Raw genomic sequence first — 19,676 nt, 5'->3', positions numbered from 1 at the left:
ACACGGCACTCGGCTATTGAGCGCGGGCCGGGGCGGGCCCTTGGCCCGCCCCGGCGCTCGGCGGATGGCACGCCGAGGCTCGACCACGTGTCGCCTCCTCTGCGCGAGCTCACCGGCCGCGGCAGCTTCCCCGCCCCGGCCATCACCGGCGAGGCGGGCCGCGAGGCTCGCCGCGGCGGACTATCGCCATTCCGGTGACCACCGCGGTGTCGCCGTCCACGTCCGTGCGGGTGACACGCGCACCCAGTGCGGTCAGGGCGTCCATTGTGGACTTACTCGGGTGCCCGTACGTGTTCCCCGCACCCACGCTGACCAACGCCACCCGCGGAGCCACCGCCGCGAGGAACGAGGGCAGCGAGTAGCGGCTTCCGTGGTGCGGCACCTTCAGCACCTCCGCCTTCAGATCTCCGACATCGGCCAGCAGGTCCGCTTGTGCGGCCAGTTCCACGTCACCCGTCAGCAGAGCCCGGCCCACCGCGGTTTCCGCTCGGAGCACCACCGAGCTGTTGTTGATCGTGGTGCCGTCCTGCTGCCCGGCCGAGCGGCCCGGGACGTACTGCGGGCCCAGGACGTCGAGCGCCAGCCCGGGCCAAGTCAGCCGCTCGCCCGGGTTCAGCTCCACCAACGGCACCGCCTGGCGGGCGGCCTCCGCGGCGACCTGGCGCCACGCCCATTCCGGTGACCGCCCCGGGCCGACGGCGATCGCACCGACCGCACGGCCGTCGAAGACCGAGGCGAGGCCGCCGATGTGGTCGGCGTGCAGGTGGCTCAGCACCACCAGCGGGATCCGGTCGACCGCCAGCCGGTGCAGGCACTCGTCGACCGGCCCCGGCTCGGGTCCGGCGTCCACCACGACCGCCCGTCCCGGCTCGGCGGTGGCCAGTACGACCGCGTCGCCCTGGCCGACGTCGCACTCGACCATCGCCCAGTTCCGTGGCGGCCACGCGGGCGCCAGCACCCGGACCGGCACGAACACGAGCAACACGCCGGCGACGAGCACCGCCAGCAGCACCCGCACGCGCCGGTGCCGGACCGCCACCGCCAGCACGCCGAGAACGGCGGCCGCGAGGAGCCCGCCCGCCCAGCCGCCGGGCCAGGCGACGACCGCACCCGGAGCCCGCGCGCCGTGCCGGGCCACCGTGATCAGCCACCGGGCCTCCGGGTCGGCCAGGTACACCAGGACCTTCCCGGCGCCCGGCCACCACGGGCCGGTGACCGTCGCCAGCACGCCCAGTACCGTCGCCGGAGCCACCACGGGCGCGGCGAGCACGTTCGTCAGCACCGAAACCAGGCTCACCGAGCCCGCCATGCCCGCGAGCACCGGTGCCGTCACCAGGAAGGCCGCCAACGGGATCGCCAGCCCTTCCGCGAATCCCGGTGGAACGCCGCGGCGGACCAGCGCCCCGGCCCAGCGGGGCGCGAGCAGGACCAGGCCGCCGGTGGCGCACACCGACAACGCGAACCCGAAGTCCGTGGCCATCGCCGGATCCGCCACCACCAGCGCGCACACCGCGAAGGCCAGTGCGGGCAACGCCGAACCCCGCCGCCCCAACGCCAGAGCCAGCAACGCCACGGCCGCCATGACACCCGCGCGCAGCACGCTCGGTTCCGGGCCGGCCAGGACGAGGAACCCGGCCAGGCACGTCCCCGCCGCCGCGGCCGACAGCCGGGGCCCGAGCCGGAGCAGCCGCAGCAGGAGCAGCACCGCCCCGCAGATCACAGCGAGGTTCCCGCCGCTGACCGCGGTGAGGTGCGCGAGGCCCGCGGTGACGAACTCCTGCTCGACGCGCGGGGACAACGCGCTCGTGTCGCCCAGCACCAGTCCCGGGAGCAGGCCCGCGGGCTCGTCCGGCAGAGCCTGGCACAGGTCGTGCAGGCCCGTGCGCAGCCCCGCCGCCGCCCGCTGCCACCACGGCGCCGGGCCGGGCTCCCCCGGCGGGCCGCGCACCGAGAGCACCGCGACGGTCAGGTCCGAGCCGCGCGGCGGCATCAGCAGACCCGTCGCGGTCACCTCCTGGCCCGGCAGCAGCGATGCCCACTGCGCGACCGGCGCCAGGAGGAGGACGCGGCCGGACGACGAGACCGGCCGTCCGTCGACCGACGCCGTGCGCACGTCGGCGGCCAGCACCACCGACCGGGCACCGGCCTGCCGGTCGGCGTACCCCGCGCTGCGCACAGGCTTCGGGCGTTCGGCGACGACGACCCGCAACGCCGCGGGCAGCCCTTCGGCCGCGAAGGCGCGAAGGTCGTCACGCTGCGCATCGCGGATTCGCCAGGCGACCGGGCCGGCGGCGAGCAAGCCCAGCACCAGCAGGGCGGCCGCCGCGCGGCGCACCCGGGGACGGCCGCGGGCCCGCCAGAGCACCAGCCCGGCGAACACCGCCGACGCGAGACCGGCGGCGAGGGCCGTCCACCAGCCGAGCAGCAGGCCGGCCAGTGCCGCCAGCCAGCACGCCGAGGCCGCCGGGACCAGCCGCATGTCCTGCCGGGTATCGGTCACCGGGAGGGTGCTCATCCGACTGTCACCTTCTCCCGCAACCGAGTGAGCTCGCTTTCGCCGATGCCGGACGAGCCCGCCGGGTACCGGCCACGACCAGGGCTGCTCATCCGGCCGTCACCTGCTCGCGCAGTTTCCGGAACTTGCTTTCGCCGATGCCGTCGACGTCCCGCAGCTGCTCGACCTTCGTGAAACCGCCGTGGTCGGTGCGCCACTGGACGATCCGCTTGGCCATCACCTCGCCGACGCCGGGCAGCGTGTCCAGCTGGTCCGCGGTCGCCGTGTTGAGATCGACCTTTCCCCCGCCCGCCGGGGCGTCGGAGATCGCGGCGGGCGCCGGGACCCCGACCGCGAGCTGCTCCCCGTCGGCCACCTTGCGGGCGAGGTTCAGCGCGCCGAGGTCTGCGCCCGGCTCGGGTCCGCCGACCGCGCGCAGCACGTCCGCCACCCGGGATCCCTGCGGCACGGTGACCAAGCCGGGAGACCGGACGCGACCGATCACGCTGACGACGAGGCCGGCCTGGGGTGCGGCGCGGGCTTCCGCCGCCGGTTTCGCGCTGGGCAGCGCGGGCGGTGGCTCGGGCGCCGGACGGCCGCCGGCCAGCGCGACCGAGCCGAGGACGATCACCACGACCGCCGCCAGGACGCCGGCCAGCGCCCACCGGCGGCGGCCGGCACCGGCCGGTCCGCCCGGCAGCCAGCGCCGGATCAGCCGGCCACCGGGGCCGACCGTGCTCGCATCGGGCGAGAGCTGGTCGGCCAGCCACGCGAGCCGGTCGTTGAGGGGGAGGCCCGGATCCCGGGCGGGCTGCTCGAACACACGATCGACGTTAGGGCCCGCGGGGAGTGTCCGACAGGGGTGCCGCCGCGTCCTGTGGACAACCGGGGTGTTGTGGACAGATCGCCGGCGCCGAGGCCGGGAACAGCCGTTTCCGTCGTACCCGGGTGGCATGCTGGCGGGTTCGGCGCGCTACCTCCGGGACGGGACCGTCCGCTGGACGACCACGCCCAGGACGCCGGGGCCGGTGTGTGCCCCGATCACCGCGCCCAGCTCGGAGACCACGCAGCCTGCCGAGCGCGGCACGGCCTCCTCGAGCCGGTTGGCCAGTTCGACCGCCCGCTCCGGCGAGGCGAGGTGGTGGACGGCGAGTTCGACGTCGTCATCGGCCGCCGCCTGGGCGGCCAGCTCGACCAGCCGCGCGATCGCCCGGTTCATGGTGCGGACCTTCTCCAGCGGCAGGATCCGGCCGTCGGACATGTGCAGCACCGGCTTCACCGCCAGCGCCGTGCCGAGCAGTGCCGCCGCCGGGCCGATCCGGCCGCCGCGGCGCAGGTGCTCCAGGGTTTCGACGACGAACAACGTCGACGAGCAGCCGGCCGCCGTCACCGCGGCGGCTTCGACCTCGGTCGCCGAAGCTCCGGCGGAGGCGGCCGAAGCGGCGTGCAGCGCGGCGAACCCGAGCCCCATCGCGGTGGTCCGCGAGTCGACGACGCGGACCCGGTCCGGCCCGACTTCCTGCGCCGCGAGCACCGCCGCTTCCCACGTGCCCGACAGCTCGCGCGACAGGTGCACCGACACGATCGCGTCCGCGCCCTCGGCGAACGCCGCCCGGTACTCGTTCGCGAACTCGGTGGGGGTCGGCCGCGAGGTCGTGACGATCTTGCGCTGCTTCATCGCCTCGGCGACCGCCGCCGGTCCGGTCTCGACGCCGTCGAGGGACACCACGCCGTCGACCAGGACGTGCAGCGGCACCACCCGGACCGCGTGCCGTTCGGCGAACCCCTCCGGCAGGTGGGCGGTGGAATCCGTGACTACGGCGACCGACACGCCGTCAGCCTACGTGGCCCGGGACCAGCACCGGCGCCATCAACACGGACATCGCTTCGCCCACCGCGGCGTGCCCCGGCCAGCCCCAGTGCATGCCGTCCGGATTGCCCGCGCCGCTGAGCACGTGCTCCCCCACGACGGCTTCGAGGTCCAGCAGGGGCACTCCCGCTCGCGCACCCCAGGCCGCCATCGCCGCCGCCGCGGCCGGGCGCGCGGTGTGCACGCCGCCGTAGGCCGCCGCGCGGTGCACCGACGGCAACATGCCGAAGATCGGCAGCTCGGGCCGCAGGACGCGCAGGGCGCCCACGGCGGTGTCGAGGTACTGCACGGTGAGTTTGGCCGGCAGCACCGCGGGACGACCGCGCAACGCCACCGCCAGCCGCGGCTGCGCCGCGAGATAAGCCTGGCGCACCACGCGCCGCACCGGATCGGGCCGCAGGTACCGCAGCCCGGTGCGCAGGTAGGTCGGCAACGGCGAGGGCAGCGTGTCCATGCTGCCGATCGCGAACACGACCGCGTCGACGTGGTGCAGGTCGGCCCAGACGCGCGGGTCGCCGGTCAGCGACCACCAGGCGTCCCGGGCGTTCCAGCCGATCCCGGCGACCAGGTCGGCGGTGCCACCCAACGCAGCAGCGGCCAGATTGGGCCACAGCCGTGGTTCGTCGGCGGCGCAGGGTCCCTCGGGACCGTGAAAGCTCAGCGAATCGCCGAACACCAGCAGGCGCGGCCCCATCGGCTAGCCGTGCATCCCCGCGTTGTAGGCCTGCAGCCGCCACTTCCCGTCGCGACGGCCCAGCTCCACCCAGTGGCAGTTCGAGATCCCGCCGAGCGACGGCCAGCTCACGACCGGCAGGTCCAGCAGCCGCGCGGTCAGCGCGATGATCAGCCCGCCGTGCGCGGCCAGCAGCACGGTGTCGCCCGCCGCCGAATTGGCCTGCTGCAGGTCGGTCACGACTTCGCTCGCGCGGTCGGCGACGTCGACGCGGTTCTCGCCGCCCGGGGGCGCCCAGGTCGCGTCGGTGCGCCAGCGGTCGCGTTCCCCGGGGTAGGCCCGGTCGACCTCCTCGCCGGTGAGGCCCTGCCATTCGCCCAGGTGCGTCTCGCGCAGCCGTTTGTCGATCCGCAGCGGGACGCCGATGGCGTCGGTGAGCACAGTGGCGGTGTCGGTGGCCCGGCGCAGGTCGGAGGCGATGACGAGGTCCGGGGAGAAACGGGCCAGCGCGGGCACCGCGAACCGGGCCTGGTTCCAGCCGCGCGGCGTCAGCGCCGAGTCGAGGTGACCCTGCATCCGCCCGGCGGCGTTGTAGTCCGTCTCGCCGTGCCGCCAGAGCACCAGCCGCCGCGGGCTCACGGGACGTCCGGGTCCTCGTCGGCGGGTGGCTCCGCGAGTCCGTCCACCTCGATGCGCGGACAGTCTTTCCACAGCCGCTCGAGGCCGTAGAAGGAGCGCTCTTCGACGTGCTGGACGTGCACGACGACGTCGACGTAGTCGAGCAGGACCCAGCGCCCTTCGCGGGCACCTTCGCGGCGGACCGGCTTGTGGCCGCTCTCCCGCAGTTTCTCTTCGACGTTGTCGACGATCGCGCCGACCAGGCGCTCGTTGGACGCAGAGGCGATGACGAAGGCGTCGGTGATGACGAGCTGTTCGGACACGTCCAGCACGACGACGTCGCTGGCCTTCTTGTCCGCCGCCGCGTGGGCGGCCGCTACGGCCAGCTCTCGAGCCTCGGACGTGGCTGCCACGGTGCTCCTTTTCCAGATCGGGTTCGCCCGAGAAGGGTACCCGCAGGGACCAGCGGCGGTTCAGTCGCTCTTCCGGTACAGGTCCTTCTTGGCGATGTAGCGGACGACGCCGTCGGGAACGAGGTACCAGACCGGCTCCCCGCGTTCGACCCGATCGCGGCAGCCGGTGGACGAAATGGCCATCGCGGTGACCTCGACGAGGCTCACCTTGCCGCTGGGCAGGTGGTGCGAGTTGAGCCGGTAGCCGGGCCGCGTGACGCCGATGAAGTGCGCGAAGTCGAACAGCTCGTCGGCCTTGTGCCAGGTCAGGATCTGTTCGAGGGCGTCGGCGCCGGTGATGAAGAAGAGCTCGTCTTCGGGGTACTCGGCCTGCAGGTCGCGCAGGGTGTCGACGGTGTAGGTCTGGCCGCCTCGGTCGATGTCCACGCGGCTGACGGAGAAGACCGGGTTGGACGCGGTCGCGATCACCGTCATCAGGTAGCGGTCCTCGGCCCTGGTCACCTCGCGGCCGGTCTTCTGCCACGGCTGCCCGGTGGGGACGAAGATCACCTCGTCGAGCCCGAACCGGGACTGGACCTCGCTGGCCGCGACGAGGTGGCCGTGGTGCACGGGGTCGAAGGTGCCACCCATGACCCCGATCCGCCGTGGTGACATGACCGGAGAGCCTATCCGGCCGGAAGCCGCGGAGCCGGATGCTGTCCGCCACCCCGCCCGGCCGGGCAAATGTCGTGATTCAGGTCACATTACGGCCCGTATTCGTCGCGAACGGTCCGTTCGTGCCGCCGCCGATTCCCGGTCTGTCGGTGCCATGGGGTAGACCGGGGACGTGGACACGACCAGCACCGCCCCAGCACTCCGCGACCGCGCCGAAACCCTCCTCCGGGCACTGGCCGGCGATTCGGCGAAGCTGCGCGAAGACCAATGGACGGCCATCGAGGCCCTGGTCGCGCAGCGGCGCCGCGCGCTGGTCGTGCAGCGCACCGGGTGGGGCAAGTCGGCGGTGTACTTCCTGGCCACGGCGTTGCTCCGGGAGCAGGGCAGCGGGCCGACGGTCATCGTCTCGCCACTGCTGGCGCTGATGCGCAACCAGATCTCGGCGGCGGCACGGGCCGGGATCCACGCGGCGACCATGAACTCCGCGAACCCGCAGGAGTGGGACCAGGTCCAGGCGTCGGTCGCGGCCGGCGAGGTGGACGTCCTGCTGGTCAGCCCCGAACGGCTGAACAACCCGGACTTCCGCGACAACGTGCTGCCGAAGCTGACCGCGAGCACCGGGCTGCTCGTGGTCGACGAAGCGCACTGCATCTCCGACTGGGGACACGACTTCCGGCCGGACTACCGGCGTCTGCGCACCCTGCTGGGCGACCTGCCCGACGGGGTGCCGGTGCTCGCGACCACCGCGACCGCGAACGACCGCGTGGTCACCGACGTCGCCGAGCAGCTGGGCCTCGGCACCGGCGCGGGCACGCTGGTGCTGCGCGGCAGCCTCGACCGGGAAAGCCTGCGGCTGTCGGTGTGCCGGCTGCCGACGTCGCAGGCGCGGCTGGCCTGGCTCGCCGAACACCTCGCCGAGCTGCCGGGTTCCGGGATCATCTACACGCTGACCGTCGCGGCGGCGCACGACGTCGCTTCGCTGCTGAAGGACCGCGGCTATCCGGTGGCGGCCTACACCGGCAAGACCGACCCCGCCGACCGGCAGGCGGCCGAGGACGACCTGCTCGGCAACCGCGTGAAGGCACTGGTCGCGACGTCCGCGCTGGGCATGGGGTTCGACAAGCCGGACCTCGGGTTCGTCGTGCACCTCGGCGCGCCGTCGTCGCCGATCGCCTACTACCAGCAGGTCGGCCGGGCCGGGCGTGGCGTGGAGCGCGCCGAGGTCGTGCTGCTGCCCGGCGAAGAGGACAAGGCGATCTGGGCGTACTTCGGCTCGCTGGCCTTCCCCGACGAACTGCGGGTGACGCAGGTGCTGAACACGCTCGCGTACGCCGAGCGTCCCCTTTCGACGGCCGCGCTCGAGCCGTCGGTGGAGCTTTCCCGGTCGCGGCTGGAAATGGTGCTCAAGGTGCTGGACGTCGACGGCGCGGTCCGGCGCGTGAAGGGCGGCTGGCTGAGCACGGGTGAAGACTGGCAGTACGACCGCGGGCGTTACCAGCGGGTCGCGGAGGCGCGCGACCGCGAGCAGCAGGCGATGCTCGGCTACCTCGCCACCGACGGCTGCCGGATGGAATACCTGCGGCAGCAGCTCGACGACCCCGACGCGACGCCGTGCGGCCGGTGCGACAACTGCACCGGCAAGCACTGGGACACGACGGTGGCCGACGAGATCGTCGACGCGACCCGGGAACGCCTGCAGCGGCCGGGCGTCGAGGTCGCGTCGCGGAAGCAGTGGCCCACCGGGATGTCCTCTTTGGACGTTCCGGTCTCCGGCCGGATCTCGGCCGACGACCAGGCCGAGCCGGGTCAGGTGCTCGGACGGCTCACCGACGTCGGCTGGGGCAACCGGCTGCGGGAGCTCGTCGGTCCCCAGTCGGTGGACGCCGAGGTGCCGGACTCGGTGTTCAAGGCGTGTGTGCAGGTGCTCGGCGGGTGGCAGTGGGCGGAACGGCCGGTGGCGGTGGTCGCGGTGCCGTCGTCGACGCGGCCCCGGCTCGTCTACGGCCTGGCGACGCGGCTGGCCGACATCGGCAAGCTGGACTTCCTCGGCGCGCTCGACGCGGACGGCCCGCCACCCCGTCAGGCGAACAGCGCACAGCGGCTCGCCGACCTGTGGCGGCGGCTGAGCATGCCCGCCGACCTCGCGGCGTCGCTGCCGTCCGGGCCGGTCCTGCTGGTGGACGACGTCATCGACACGGGCTGGACGATGACGCTCGCCGCGCGGCTGCTGCGGCGGGCCGGGGCGCCGGCGGTGCTGCCGTTCGCGTTGGCCAGCACGGCCTGACCGGAGGGAGAACACCTACCCGGGCGGACGGCGAGCGGCGATAAAGCCTTCGTCTCCGGACAGCCACGCTGGCTACGCTGTGCTGTCCGCGGCTCCGCCCGGGCGGGGGGCGTCGCCAGCCGGACGCCCTGAAGCGGTTGCGTGACCGAGCCGAAGGAGGGACACCGTGCAGACCGCCGACGTTACCGAGGAGCTGGCGCGCCGCGTGGTGGCCGCCGCCGGCCGAGCACTCGCCGTCGAGCTGACGCCGGAGCAGGCGCTGGTCCAGGCGTCGCCCCGCGAAGGCGTCGACTACCAGGCCAACCTCGCGATGAGCCTGGGCAAAACGCTCGGCCGCCCGCCGCGCGAAGTCGCCGGGCTGATCGCCGGGTCGCTGGAACTCGACGGCATCGCCGACCCTCCCGAGGTCGCCGGGCCGGGATTCCTGAACTTCGTGCTGCGCAAGGAATGGCTCGAAGCACGCACCGGCGCGCTCCTCGGCGATCCGCGGCTCGGTGTGCCGGAAGCCACCGCGCCCCGGCGGATCGCGCTCGACTACAGCAGCCCGAACGTGGCCAAGGAAATGCACGTCGGGCACCTGCGCTCGTCGGTGATCGGCGACGCGCTCGTCCGCCTGCTGCGGTTCGCCGGGCACGAAGTACTGCCGCACAACCACCTCGGCGACTGGGGCACGCCGTTCGGCATGCTCATCGAGCACCTCCTCGACGTCTCGTCCGGGCAGCGCTCGATCGCCGACCTCGACGCCTTCTACCGCGAAGCACGCCAGAAGTTCGACAGCGACGAAGCGTTCGCAACGCGGGCGCGCACCCGCGTCGTGAAGCTGCAAAGCGGCGACGAAGACACCCTCGCCGTCTGGCAGGAGCTCGTCGACGAGTCGACCCGGCACTTCGACGAAGTCTACGCGCTGCTCGGGATTTCCCTGACGGACAAGGACATCTACGGCGAAAGCTTCTACAACCGGTATCTCGCCACCGTCGTCGACGACCTCGAGGCCGCCAGGCTGACCGAAGTCAGCGACGGCGCGGTTTGCGTGTTCCCCGAAGGATTCCGCAACCGCGAGGGCGACCGGCTGCCGCTGATCGTCCGCAAGCGCGACAGTGGCTACGGGTACGCCGCCACGGACCTGGCGACCGTCCGGTACTGGACGGCCGAGCGCGGCGCCACCGACCTGCTCTACGTCGTCGGGACACCGCAGGCGCAACACTTCGCGATGGTGTTCGCCACGTGCCGCGCAGCGGGCTGGCTGACCGGGCCCGCCGCGCACATCGGCTTCGGCACGGTGCTGGGCGCGGACGGCAAGGCCATGCGGACCCGGGCCGGCGAGACCGTCAAGCTCGTCGACCTGCTCACCGAAGCCGTCGCGCAGGCTGCGGCGGTCGTCGCCGAACGCAGTGAGCTCGACGCGACGGGACAGGCCGAAGTCGCCCGGGCGGTGGGCGTCGGCGCGGTCAAGTACGCGGACCTGTCCGGCGACCGTGAACGCGACTACGTCTTCGCTTGGGACCGGATGCTGGCCAAGGAGGGCAACACCTCGGTGTACCTCCAATACGCGCACGCGCGGACGCAGTCGCTGCTCAGGAAGGCGGGCGGCTTGCCCGAGGGCACCCAGGTGGTGCTCGAAGCCCCGGCGGAACGGGCGTTGGCACTGAAGCTGCTCAGGTTCGGCGAAGCACTGAACGCGGCGACGAGCGGCTACGCGCCGCACAAGCTGTGTACGTATCTGTACGAGACCGCGGTCGCTTTCTCGCGGTTCTTCGAGGAATGTCCTGTCTTGAAGGCGTCTTCACCGGAGTTGCGCGCGTCCCGGCTGAGGTTGACCAGCGTGACGTCGCAGACGCTCACGCTCGGGCTCTCGCTGCTCGGCATCGAGGCGCCCGAACGACTCTGACGGCAACCAGGAGTGCACATGATCATCGTGGCCGGCTGGCTCGCCGTCACCCCCGAGGCCCGTGACGCCTACCTCGAAGGCTGCGCTGAAGCCGTGCGGCTCGCGCGCGAAGCTCCGGGCTGTCTCGAGTACGCGCTGGGGCCCGACCTGCTCGACTCTGGCCGGGTCACGGTGTACGAGCGCTGGGAGACCGACGAAGACCTGGAGCGCTTCCGCGGGTCCGGGCCGTCCGGCGAGCAGGCGGCGCAGATCCTCAGCGCCTCGGTGGCGCGCTACCGGATCTCGGCGGTCGAGGCGCCGTGATCCGCTAGCAACGTCACCAGTTCGTCCGCGAGCCGGCCGTCGACCGGCTCGCGCGTCGCGAGGAGCCGGTACCAGAGCGTGCCGAACACGACGTCGATCACCGTGCCGGGCGGCAGGCCGGCCGGGAGTTCGCCGCGCTCGCGGGCGCGGCCGACGAGCTCACCGAGCGCGTCGCGGCGGCGGAACAGGAAGTCCTCGCGGAAGCGGTTGCCGAAATCCGGGTCGATCTGCGCCTGCGCCATCAGCGCCCGGAGCGTGTCCGCGACCGGGGACTTCCCGCCGAGCTCGAACGTGCCGGCGAGGAACCGGGCCAGGTCGGTGCGGAAGGAGCCGGTGTCGGGCAGCGGGATCTGCAGGTCCGCCTTCGTCGCGAGCGCGTCGAGCAGGACGTCGGCCTTCGACGGCCACCAGCGGTAGATCGTCTGCTTGCCGACGCCCGAGCGCGCGGCGATGCCCTCGATGGTCAGTGCGCCGTAGCCGGCCTCCGCGACCAGTTCGAGCGTGGCGGCGAGGATCGCCAGCCGGCTCTGCTCACTGCGTTTGCGGCCGGGGCGGGACTGGTCGGTCATGGGATCCGATGGTAGCGTCTATTCCGAAACGAGACGTACCGGTTCGAAATGAGGAACAACATGAGCATCGCTCTCGTGGCCGGCGGCACTTCGGGCATCGGCCTGGCGACCGCGCGACGGCTGCAGCAGCGGGGATACGACGTCCACGTCACCGGGCGCGGCAAGGAGCGCCTCGACGACGTCGCTTCGAGCGATCCGGAACTGACCGGGCACCAGGCCGACGGCGGCGACGCCTCGGCGATGGCCGCGTTGGCCGAATCGCTCGGGACGGTCGACGTGCTGGTCGTGAGCCTGTCGGGCACCGAAGGCATGGGGCCGATCGATGCGCTGGACATCGCGATGCTGCGACGGGCGTTCGACGCGAAGTTCTGGGCGCACCTGACCACGATCCAGGCCGTGCTGCCGCACCTGGCCGCGGACGGATCGATCACGCTGCTCAGCGCGATCACGGCCCGGGCGGCCATGGCCGGCACCGCCGGGATCGGCGCACTGAACGCGGCGATCGAAGCGCTGGTCAAACCGCTCGCGGTCGAGCTGGCGCCGAGGCGGGTGAACGCCGTGTCGCCGGGAGTGGTCGACACGGCGTGGTGGAGCGGCTTCCCGGAGGAGATGCGGGCGGGGTTCTTCGCCCAGACGGCGGCTTCGATCCCGGCCCGCCGCGTCGCGACGGCGGACGAGGTGGCGGAGGTGGTGACGCTGGCGGCGACGAACCGGAACCTGACCGGCACGGTCCTGGAGGCCGACGGCGGAGCCCGGCTGGTCTCGCTCGGCTGAGGGGCATCCCGCGTGTCCGGGCGGGCAACTCGCCTGTCCGGGCGGGCAACTCGCGTAACTGGGCGGGCAACTCGCCTGTCCGGGCGAGCAACTCGCGTGGCTAGGAGCGGATCTCGCGTGATTGGGAACGCGTTTCGCGTGATTGGGGGCGGATCTCGCGTGGCTGGGGCGGCGCGGTGATGCCTGGCAAGCACGGGAGATGCGCGTGGGGTGCGAGGATCAGCGGCGGAGGGGGACCAGGTCGTCGGCGTGGACCACCTCGCGGCGGTGCTCGGCCGGGAGTTCGTGCGTCGACCGGCCGATCAGGTCCGGGAGCTCCGTCGCGTCGAAGGCCACCACGCCGCGGGCCACCGCCCGGTCCTTCGCGTCCACCAGGTCGACCACGTCGCCGGCCTGGAATTCGCCGTCCACGCCCGTGATGCCCGCCGCCAGGAGGGAGCGGCGGCGGCGGACCACCGCCGACACCGCGCCGTCGTCGAGGCGGAGCTTGCCCGTCGTGTCGGCCGCGTAGCCCAGCCAGAACCTGCGGGCCGACAGGCGCGTGTCCGCCGGGGCGAACGCCGTGCCCGGGGATGCCGCTGTCAGGGCCGCCGACGCTTCCGAGGCCGCCGCGAGCAGGACCGGGATGCCCGCGCCCGCGGCCGTGCGGGCGGCCGCGAGCTTGGACACCATGCCGCCCGTGCCCAGGCCCGAACTGGACATGCCGACCGAGATACCGTCCACATCGGACTCCGAGAGGACCTCCGTCAGCTTTCGGGTCGCGCCTTCACGGGGGTCACCGTCGTACAGACCGTCCACATCGGACAGCAGGACCAGCGCGTCGGCGCCGATGAGGTGGGCCACCAGCGCCGCCAGGCGGTCGTTGTCGCCGAACCGGATTTCTTCGGTCGCCACCGTGTCGTTCTCGTTGACGACCGGGACCGCGCCGAGCGCCAGCAGCCGCGAGAACGTCCGCTGGGCGTTGCGGTAGTGCGCGCGGCGGACGACGTCGTCGGACGTGAGCAGCACCTGCCCGACCGTCAGCGAGTACCGGCCGAACGACTCGGCGTACGCGTGCGCCAGCGCCAGCTGGCCGACGCTCGCTGCCGCCTGTTGCGTCGCGAGATCGCGAGGACGCTTGCCCAGCGAGAGCGGCGCCAAACCGGCCCCGATCGCGCCAGAAGACACCAGCACGATCTGGGTTTCCCGGGCGACCCGCTCGGCGATCGCGTCGACCAGCGCGTCCAGCCGGGCGGCGTCGAGCCCGCTGCCCGCGGTGGTCAGCGCCGACGACCCGACCTTGACGACCAGCCGCCGCGCGGCAGCGATGGCTTCGCGCGTGCCACTCACTCGTCGACGTCCAGGTCGTCCTCCAGCTCGTCCGAGCCGGCGCGCCGGATCCGGCGGGCTTCCTTGCGGTCGGTCGCGCCGATCCGGTCGCTGCGCTCCAGCCGGACGTCGGTGCCGCGCCCGGACAGGTGCATCGCGACGCTCGGCGTCGACGGCTCCCACTCGAACTGGACGTCGCCGATCGTGACGGGGCTGCCGGGCCGCGCACCGAGCTTCGCCAGCTTCTCCTCGACGCCGAGGCGCTCGAGCCGGTCGGCGAGGTAGCCGACGGCCTCGTCGTTGCTGAAGTCGGTCTGGCGGATCCACCGCTGGGGCCGCGAGCCGCGCACGATGAAAGCGCCCTCTTCTTCGGGGTCGACCTCGACGGTGAACCCGGAGTCGTCGACGGCGAGGGGCCGCAGCACGATCTTCTCCGGCTCCAGCACCGGCTGCGCCTCGCGGTTCTCCTCGACGATCGCCGCCAGGGCGAACGTCAGCTCCCGCAGGCCCTTGCGGGACGCGGTCGAGACCTCGAACACCTTGAGGCCGCGGGCTTCCAGCTCCGGCCGGACGAACTCGGCGAGTTCGGCGGCTTCCGGGACGTCGATCTTGTTGAGGACGACGACCCGCGGCCGCTCCTCGAGCTTCCCGCCGAGACCCGGCGTGTACTTCGCGAGCTCCGTCTCCAGAGCGTCCACATCGGACAGCGGGTCGCGGCCGGGCTCCAGCGTCGCGCAGTCGACGACGTGCACGAGCACCGCGCAGCGCTCGATGTGGCGGAGGAAGTCGAGGCCAAGGCCCTTGCCCTCGGACGCACCGGGGATGAGGCCGGGCACGTCGGCCATCGTGAACACCGTGTCGCCGCCGGTGATGACGCCGAGGTTCGGCACCAGCGTGGTGAACGGGTAGTCGGCGATCTTCGGCTTGGCCGCGGACAGCACCGAGATCAGCGACGACTTGCCGGCGGACGGGAAGCCCACCAGGCCGACGTCGGCGACCGACCGCAGCTCCAGCACGAGGTTGCGGGCCTCGCCCGGCTCGCCCAGCAGCGCGAAGCCCGGGGCCTTGCGGGCCTTCGACGACAGCGCGGCGTTGCCGAGGCCGCCGCGGCCGCCTTGGGCGGCGACGAACGTGGTGCCCGGGCCGATCAGGTCGGCGACCAGCTCGCCGTCTTCGGTGAACACGACGGTGCCGGAGGGCACCTTCATCACCAGCGTCTCCCCCGCCGCGCCCGCGCGGTTGCCGCCCTGGCCCATCTTGCCGCTGCCGGCCTTGGCGTGCGGGCGGAAGTGGAAGTCGAGCAGGGTGTGCACGTTGGGGTCGACGACCAGCAGGACGTCACCGCCGTTGCCGCCGTTGCCGCCGTCGGGACCGCCGAGGGGCTTGAACTTTTCGCGGTGCACCGAGGCGCAGCCGTTCCCACCGTCACCGGCGGTCAGATGGATCACCGCGCGGTCCACGAACCGGGACGCCATGACTTGCCTCTTTCACCTGCGGAAGATCGGACACATAAAGAAGCGAGGGGTGGTGCCGGATATTCCGGCCCACCCCTCGCTCAGAGAAAGCTACGTCGAAGCCGAAAATCAGGCTTCTACTGGCACGACGATGTTGACCGTCTTGCGGCCGCGCTTCTCGCCGAACTGGACCGCACCGGCGGCCAGGGCGAACAGCGTGTCGTCGCCGCCACGGCCGACGTTGACGCCGGGGTGGAACTTGGTGCCGCGCTGGCGGATCAGGATCTCGCCCGCGTTGACTTCCTGGCCGCCGTAGCGCTTGACGCCGAGGCGCTGCGCGTTGGAGTCACGACCGTTGCGGGAGCTGGACGCACCCTTCTTGTGAGCCATAGCAAAAGCCCTTCTGAAAAAGTCTCAGTCTAGAACGAAGATCCGGAGAAGCCCTTACAGGGAGATGGCGGTGACCTCGACGCGGGTCAGCTTCTGCCGGTGACCCTGGCGCTTGTGGTACCCCGTCTTGTTCTTGAACTTGTGGATCCGGATCTTCGGACCCTTGGTCTGCTCGACGACCTTGCCGGTGACCGAGACCTTCGCCAGCGCGTCCGCGTCCGTGGTGACATCGCCACCGTCGACGTACAAAACGGCGGGGAGGATGTGCTCGGTGCCCGGCTCGCCCTCGAGCTTCTCGACCTCGACGACGTCGCCGACGGCCACCTTGTACTGCTTGCCGCCGGTCTTGACGATCGCGTACGCCGACACGGAAGTCTCCTGCATTACTCGACAATGGGTGGGGGCTCCGCGCGATCGGCCCGCCTCCGGAAAGGCGGTCCTGGACTCGCACGGACGACCTGCTCTGCTGGCAGGCCGTACTACAGGTTACGTGGGGTGCCCCGGTGCGTTACCACCGGGGTCCCCTAGTCGTTCAGTTGCTCTGGTCGGAGGCGTGCACCGGCGGACCCGCCGGCCGCGACGCCGCCCGGCGCGGACGGCGCCGGGTGGAGCGCACGGCCGGTTCGGGCACGCTGATCTCGGGCTCGGCGACCGGCTCCGCGGCCTCCGCAGACCCGGTGACCGGCTCCTCCGCAGGTTCGGGAGCCGAGGACCGCTCGACCTCGGGCTCCTCGTCCTGCGGCACCGGCACCTCGTCCGCCTCGGTGGTCACCGGGGTACCGGCGACCTCCCGCGCGGGCTCGGTGGGCGACTCGGCGGCCGGCTCGGCCGCCACCGGCGTCTCGTCCGCCTCCGTGGTCACCGGGGTGTCCGCGACCTCCCTGGCCGGCTCCGGGGCCGGCCCGTTGCCGTTCAGGGCGCCGTGGTCGTGCTCCTTGGCAGCCTTCGCGGCGTTCGCCACCGCCGCCACCGCGGACGCGATCGACTCGCGCCGCTCCGGCGGCGGAACCGCGTGGACCTCGGCCTTGGCGGCGGCTTCGGCCTGCTCCTTGGCGGCTTCCTCGCTCTTGCCACGGCCCCGCGACCGGCGGGAGCTCTTTTCGCCGCCGGCGTTCCCGCCGCCGCCGTTCCCGCCGCCGTTGCCGTTCCCGCCGCCCGTCGAAGGCGAGTTGCCGCTCGTGCGCTGCAGCTCGGTCGAGACGAGCACGCCGCGGCCCTTGCAGTGCTCGCACGGCGTCGAGAACGCCTCGAGCAGACCCGTGCCGATCTTCTTGCGGGTCATCTGCACCAGGCCGAGCGAGGTGACCTCGGCGACCTGGTGCCGCGTGCGGTCCCGCCCGAGGCACTCGGTGAGGCGGCGCAGCACCAGCTCGCGGTTGGACTCGAGCACCATGTCGATGAAGTCGATGACGATGATGCCGCCGATGTCCCGCAGCCGGAGCTGGCGGACGATCTCCTCCGCCGACTCCAGGTTGTTGCGAGTCACCGTCTCCTCGAGGTTGCCACCCGAACCGGTGAACTTGCCGGTGTTGACGTCGATCACCGTCATCGCCTCGGTGCGGTCGATGACCAGGTAACCACCCGAAGGCAGCCAGACCTTCCGGTCGAGGGCCTTGGTGATCTGCTCGTCGATCCGGTGGTCGGCGAACGCGTCACCGGTGCCGACGTAGCGCTTGAGCCGCTCGGTCAGCTCCGGCGCGACGTGGCGGACGTAGTCGTGGATGGTGTCCCACGACCGGTTGCCCTGGATCTCCAGCTTGGTGAAGTCCTCGGTGAACAGGTCACGCACGACCTTGACCAGCAGGTCCGGCTCTTCGTAGAGCATGACCGGCGCGCCGCCCTTCTTGCCGGAACCGGCGGCGGCCTTCTCCTTGATGACGTCCCACTGCGCCTTCAGGCGGTCGACGTCGCGGCCCAGCTCCTCCTCGCCGATGCCCTCGGAGGCGGTGCGGATGATGACGCCCGCGTCGTCCGGGACGATCCGCTTGAGGATGTCCTTGAGCCGGCGGCGCTCGTTCTCCGCCAGCTTGCGGGAGATGCCGGTGGCACCGCCCGCGGGCACGTAGACGAGGAAGCGGCCGGGCAGCGAGATCTGCGTGGTCAGCCGGGCGCCCTTGTGCCCGACCGGGTCCTTGGTCACCTGGACCAGCACCGAGTCACCGGTCGAGAGCGCCTGCTCGATCTTGCGGGCCTTGCCCTCCAGGCCGGCGGCGTCCCAGTCGACCTCGCCGGCGTACAGCACGGCGTTGCGGCCGCGGCCGATGTCGATGAACGCGGCCTCCATGCTCGGCAGCACGTTCTGGACGCGGCCGAGGTAGACGTTGCCGACGATCGAGCCGGACCCCGACTGGGTCACGAAGTGCTCGACCAGGACACCGTCCTCGAGCACCGCGATCTGGGTGGAGTCGCCGTGCTCCGCGACGACCATCGTGCGCTCGACCGACTCGCGCCGGGCCAGGAACTCGGCCTCGGACAGGATCGGGGCGCGGCGACGGCCCGCCTCGCGGCCGTCACGGCGGCGCTGGCGCTTGGCCTCGAGCCGGGTCGACCCGCGGACGCTGCGCACCTCGTCGCGGTCGCGATCGCGGTCACGCTCGCGGGCCGGACGCTCGGCCTCGGCCTTGACCTGGCGGACGTGCGTCACCGTGTTCGGCGGGTCGTCGGTGCCGGTGGCCTCGGCGTCTTCGGCGTCCGAGCCCTTGCGACGGCGACGGCGGCGACGACGGCGGCTGCCACCCTCACCGTCGGCATCGCCATCGGCGTCGGCGTCGCTCTCCGCGGCCGTGTCCTCGGCCTCTTCGACGTCCGCTTCGGGCTTTTCCTCGACGTTGCGGCCCCGGCGGCGCGGCGTCGGCGGCTGCTCCTCGGCCTGGTCGTCCTCGTTGTCGGCGGTCTCGTCGGTGCCGTCGGCGCCCTTGCCCCGGCCGCGGCCACGACGGCCCCGGCGGCGGCGACGGCGGCTGCCCGCGTCGTCATCGTCGTCGAGGCCGGCATCGGTGTCCGGCGTGGTGTCTTCGGCCTCTTCCTCGGCCACCTCGGGCTCGAGGCGCGCCGGCGGCTCCGCGAACGGGTCGGCCGGCTTGCGGGCCGGCTTGGCCGCGGGTTCCGGCGGATCCGGCGGCAGGAAGACCGGCGACGGCGCGGCGAACACCGGCAGGTGCGCGCGGGTCTTCTGCCGCGGCCGCGGCTTCTCGGCCTCGGCGACCGGCACCTCGGGCACCGGCGGGCGAGCGGCCGCGCGGGACTCCTGGGACGGCTGCGGCTTCTGGGGCGCCACCGGCTCGGCCTGCTCGACGGGGGTGTCACCGGCGTCACCGGTGTCGCCGGTCTCACCCGGGTCGCCGGGTGCGAAGGCCTGCGCCACCTTGAGCGCCACTTCCCTGGTCACGCTCGACTGCGCGCTGCGCACGCTTTCGCCCAGCTCGCCCAGCTTCGCGAGGACGTCCCGGCTGTGCGACTCGAGCAGCTTGGCCAGTGCGTGCACCCGGATCCGGGGCGGCAGGTCGGCCAGCGGGCCGCTCGTGGGTGTGGCGGGATTCCCGCCGGTGTGCTCGGCGGGTGTTTCCGCGTTCGACATATGTCTCCTCCGCCCCCGGGCGCGTCTGCCGGTGTGCACCGGCAGGGACGCGGCCGCGCAGGGGCCCCTTTCTGTTCGTTCCGCCGTGGTGGTCACCAGCGGCGGGAATCCTGGCCCGACGACCGGGCGCCGCACCACCGCTTTCGATGGCGCAACCCGGTCAAAGGTCTGCTCGGCGGCGTGCGTAAGGCACGCGCGGCCCCCGGGCCGCCCGCCACGTCGTCCAGCCGCCCGGTTCGCGGGCGGCGACGCGCGTCGCGTGAGTTCACGCACATCACCGGGCCACAACACCGCGGGCAGCACCTCTCACGTGCGCCCCGCGGCCCAGCGGCCATCCCGAGTATCCCACACCGGGTGACCGCTCCGGTGTACTCGGTACCCCTCGCAGGCACCCGGGCGCGCCGCGA

Annotated in this window: 17 protein-coding genes; 4 read left to right on the top strand and 13 right to left on the bottom strand. The window is 72.7% G+C overall.

Features of this window, described 5'->3' with window-relative positions; all coding sequences use genetic code 11:
• Positions 1-142: 142 nt before the first annotated feature.
• The 7 genes from AB0F15_RS27675 to nadD form a co-directional block, all read right to left on the bottom strand.
• Complete coding sequence (locus AB0F15_RS27675) at positions 143-2,515, bottom strand: ComEC/Rec2 family competence protein (protein WP_360276157.1); 2,373 nt, start codon at positions 2,513-2,515, stop codon at positions 143-145.
• Between the two features lie 88 nt (positions 2,516-2,603).
• Positions 2,604-3,317 carry a ComEA family DNA-binding protein gene (locus AB0F15_RS27670; RefSeq protein ID WP_360276154.1) on the bottom strand — a complete coding sequence of 238 codons (714 nt, stop codon included), beginning with the start codon at positions 3,315-3,317 and terminating at the stop codon, positions 2,604-2,606.
• A 150-nt stretch (positions 3,318-3,467) separates the two neighbouring features.
• Positions 3,468-4,325 carry a DegV family protein gene (locus tag AB0F15_RS27665; protein ID WP_360276151.1) on the bottom strand — a complete coding sequence of 286 codons (858 nt, stop codon included), beginning with the start codon at positions 4,323-4,325 and terminating at the stop codon, positions 3,468-3,470.
• 4 nt (positions 4,326-4,329) lie between these two features.
• The gene (octT, locus tag AB0F15_RS27660) at positions 4,330-5,058 is read right to left on the bottom strand and encodes a diglucosylglycerate octanoyltransferase (RefSeq protein WP_360276148.1); all 729 of its coding nucleotides are present in this window, start codon (positions 5,056-5,058) and stop codon (positions 4,330-4,332) included.
• Between the two features lie 3 nt (positions 5,059-5,061).
• The gene (locus AB0F15_RS27655; RefSeq protein WP_360276145.1) at positions 5,062-5,676 is read right to left on the bottom strand and encodes a histidine phosphatase family protein; all 615 of its coding nucleotides are present in this window, start codon (positions 5,674-5,676) and stop codon (positions 5,062-5,064) included.
• Complete coding sequence (gene rsfS / locus AB0F15_RS27650) at positions 5,673-6,068, bottom strand: ribosome silencing factor (RefSeq protein WP_360276143.1); 396 nt, start codon at positions 6,066-6,068, stop codon at positions 5,673-5,675. The genes AB0F15_RS27655 and rsfS overlap by 4 nt, the downstream gene beginning before the upstream one ends.
• A 60-nt stretch (positions 6,069-6,128) precedes the next feature.
• The gene (nadD, locus tag AB0F15_RS27645; RefSeq protein ID WP_360276140.1) at positions 6,129-6,722 is read right to left on the bottom strand and encodes a nicotinate-nucleotide adenylyltransferase; all 594 of its coding nucleotides are present in this window, start codon (positions 6,720-6,722) and stop codon (positions 6,129-6,131) included.
• Positions 6,723-6,894: 172 nt separating this feature from the next.
• Between nadD and AB0F15_RS27640 the strand changes: the two genes are divergently transcribed.
• The 3 genes from AB0F15_RS27640 to AB0F15_RS27630 all read left to right on the top strand — a co-directional run bounded on the left by AB0F15_RS27640 (position 6,895) and on the right by AB0F15_RS27630 (position 11,197).
• Complete coding sequence (locus AB0F15_RS27640) at positions 6,895-9,006, top strand: RecQ family ATP-dependent DNA helicase (RefSeq protein WP_360276137.1); 2,112 nt, start codon at positions 6,895-6,897, stop codon at positions 9,004-9,006.
• Between the two features lie 166 nt (positions 9,007-9,172).
• A complete protein-coding gene (argS, locus tag AB0F15_RS27635) occupies positions 9,173-10,894 on the top strand; it encodes an arginine--tRNA ligase (protein ID WP_360276134.1) in 1,722 nt (573 codons plus the stop codon).
• 18 nt (positions 10,895-10,912) lie between these two features.
• Positions 10,913-11,197 carry an antibiotic biosynthesis monooxygenase family protein gene (locus AB0F15_RS27630; RefSeq protein WP_360276131.1) on the top strand — a complete coding sequence of 95 codons (285 nt, stop codon included), beginning with the start codon at positions 10,913-10,915 and terminating at the stop codon, positions 11,195-11,197.
• Here AB0F15_RS27630 and AB0F15_RS27625 read toward each other — a convergent pair.
• Entirely contained in the window at positions 11,167-11,766 is a 600-nt protein-coding gene (locus AB0F15_RS27625) for a TetR/AcrR family transcriptional regulator (protein ID WP_360276128.1), read from the bottom strand. The genes AB0F15_RS27630 and AB0F15_RS27625 overlap by 31 nt on opposite strands.
• Before the next feature lie 60 nt (positions 11,767-11,826).
• Between AB0F15_RS27625 and AB0F15_RS27620 the strand changes: the two genes are divergently transcribed.
• A complete protein-coding gene (locus AB0F15_RS27620; RefSeq protein ID WP_360276125.1) occupies positions 11,827-12,540 on the top strand; it encodes an SDR family oxidoreductase in 714 nt (237 codons plus the stop codon).
• 219 nt (positions 12,541-12,759) lie between these two features.
• Here the strand turns inward: AB0F15_RS27620 and proB are convergent, their stop codons facing one another.
• The 5 genes from proB to AB0F15_RS27595 all read right to left on the bottom strand — a co-directional run bounded on the left by proB (position 12,760) and on the right by AB0F15_RS27595 (position 19,269).
• On the bottom strand, positions 12,760-13,869 hold the full coding sequence (gene proB / locus AB0F15_RS27615; RefSeq protein WP_360276122.1) for a glutamate 5-kinase: 1,110 nt from the start codon (positions 13,867-13,869) through the stop codon (positions 12,760-12,762).
• Positions 13,866-15,323: a GTPase ObgE gene (gene obgE / locus AB0F15_RS27610; protein ID WP_360276119.1), complete on the bottom strand. Its 1,458-nt coding sequence runs from the start codon at positions 15,321-15,323 to the stop codon at positions 13,866-13,868. Before obgE ends, proB begins: the two co-directional genes overlap by 4 nt.
• 108 nt (positions 15,324-15,431) lie before the next feature.
• Positions 15,432-15,692 carry a 50S ribosomal protein L27 gene (rpmA, locus tag AB0F15_RS27605; RefSeq protein WP_103343431.1) on the bottom strand — a complete coding sequence of 87 codons (261 nt, stop codon included), beginning with the start codon at positions 15,690-15,692 and terminating at the stop codon, positions 15,432-15,434.
• A gap of 54 nt (positions 15,693-15,746) precedes the next feature.
• Positions 15,747-16,061, bottom strand: coding sequence for a 50S ribosomal protein L21 (rplU, locus tag AB0F15_RS27600; RefSeq protein ID WP_003067132.1), 315 nt, complete (start codon positions 16,059-16,061; stop codon positions 15,747-15,749).
• Between the two features lie 163 nt (positions 16,062-16,224).
• On the bottom strand, positions 16,225-19,269 hold the full coding sequence (locus AB0F15_RS27595) for an Rne/Rng family ribonuclease (RefSeq protein ID WP_360276117.1): 3,045 nt from the start codon (positions 19,267-19,269) through the stop codon (positions 16,225-16,227).
• Positions 19,270-19,676: the final 407 nt, after the last annotated feature.

This window comes from Amycolatopsis sp. NPDC026612, assembly GCF_040638285.1.
Lineage (GTDB): Bacteria > Actinomycetota > Actinomycetes > Mycobacteriales > Pseudonocardiaceae > Amycolatopsis.
The sequence above is the reverse complement of the archived record's forward strand: the minus strand, read 5'-3'. Positions and strand labels throughout refer to the sequence as shown.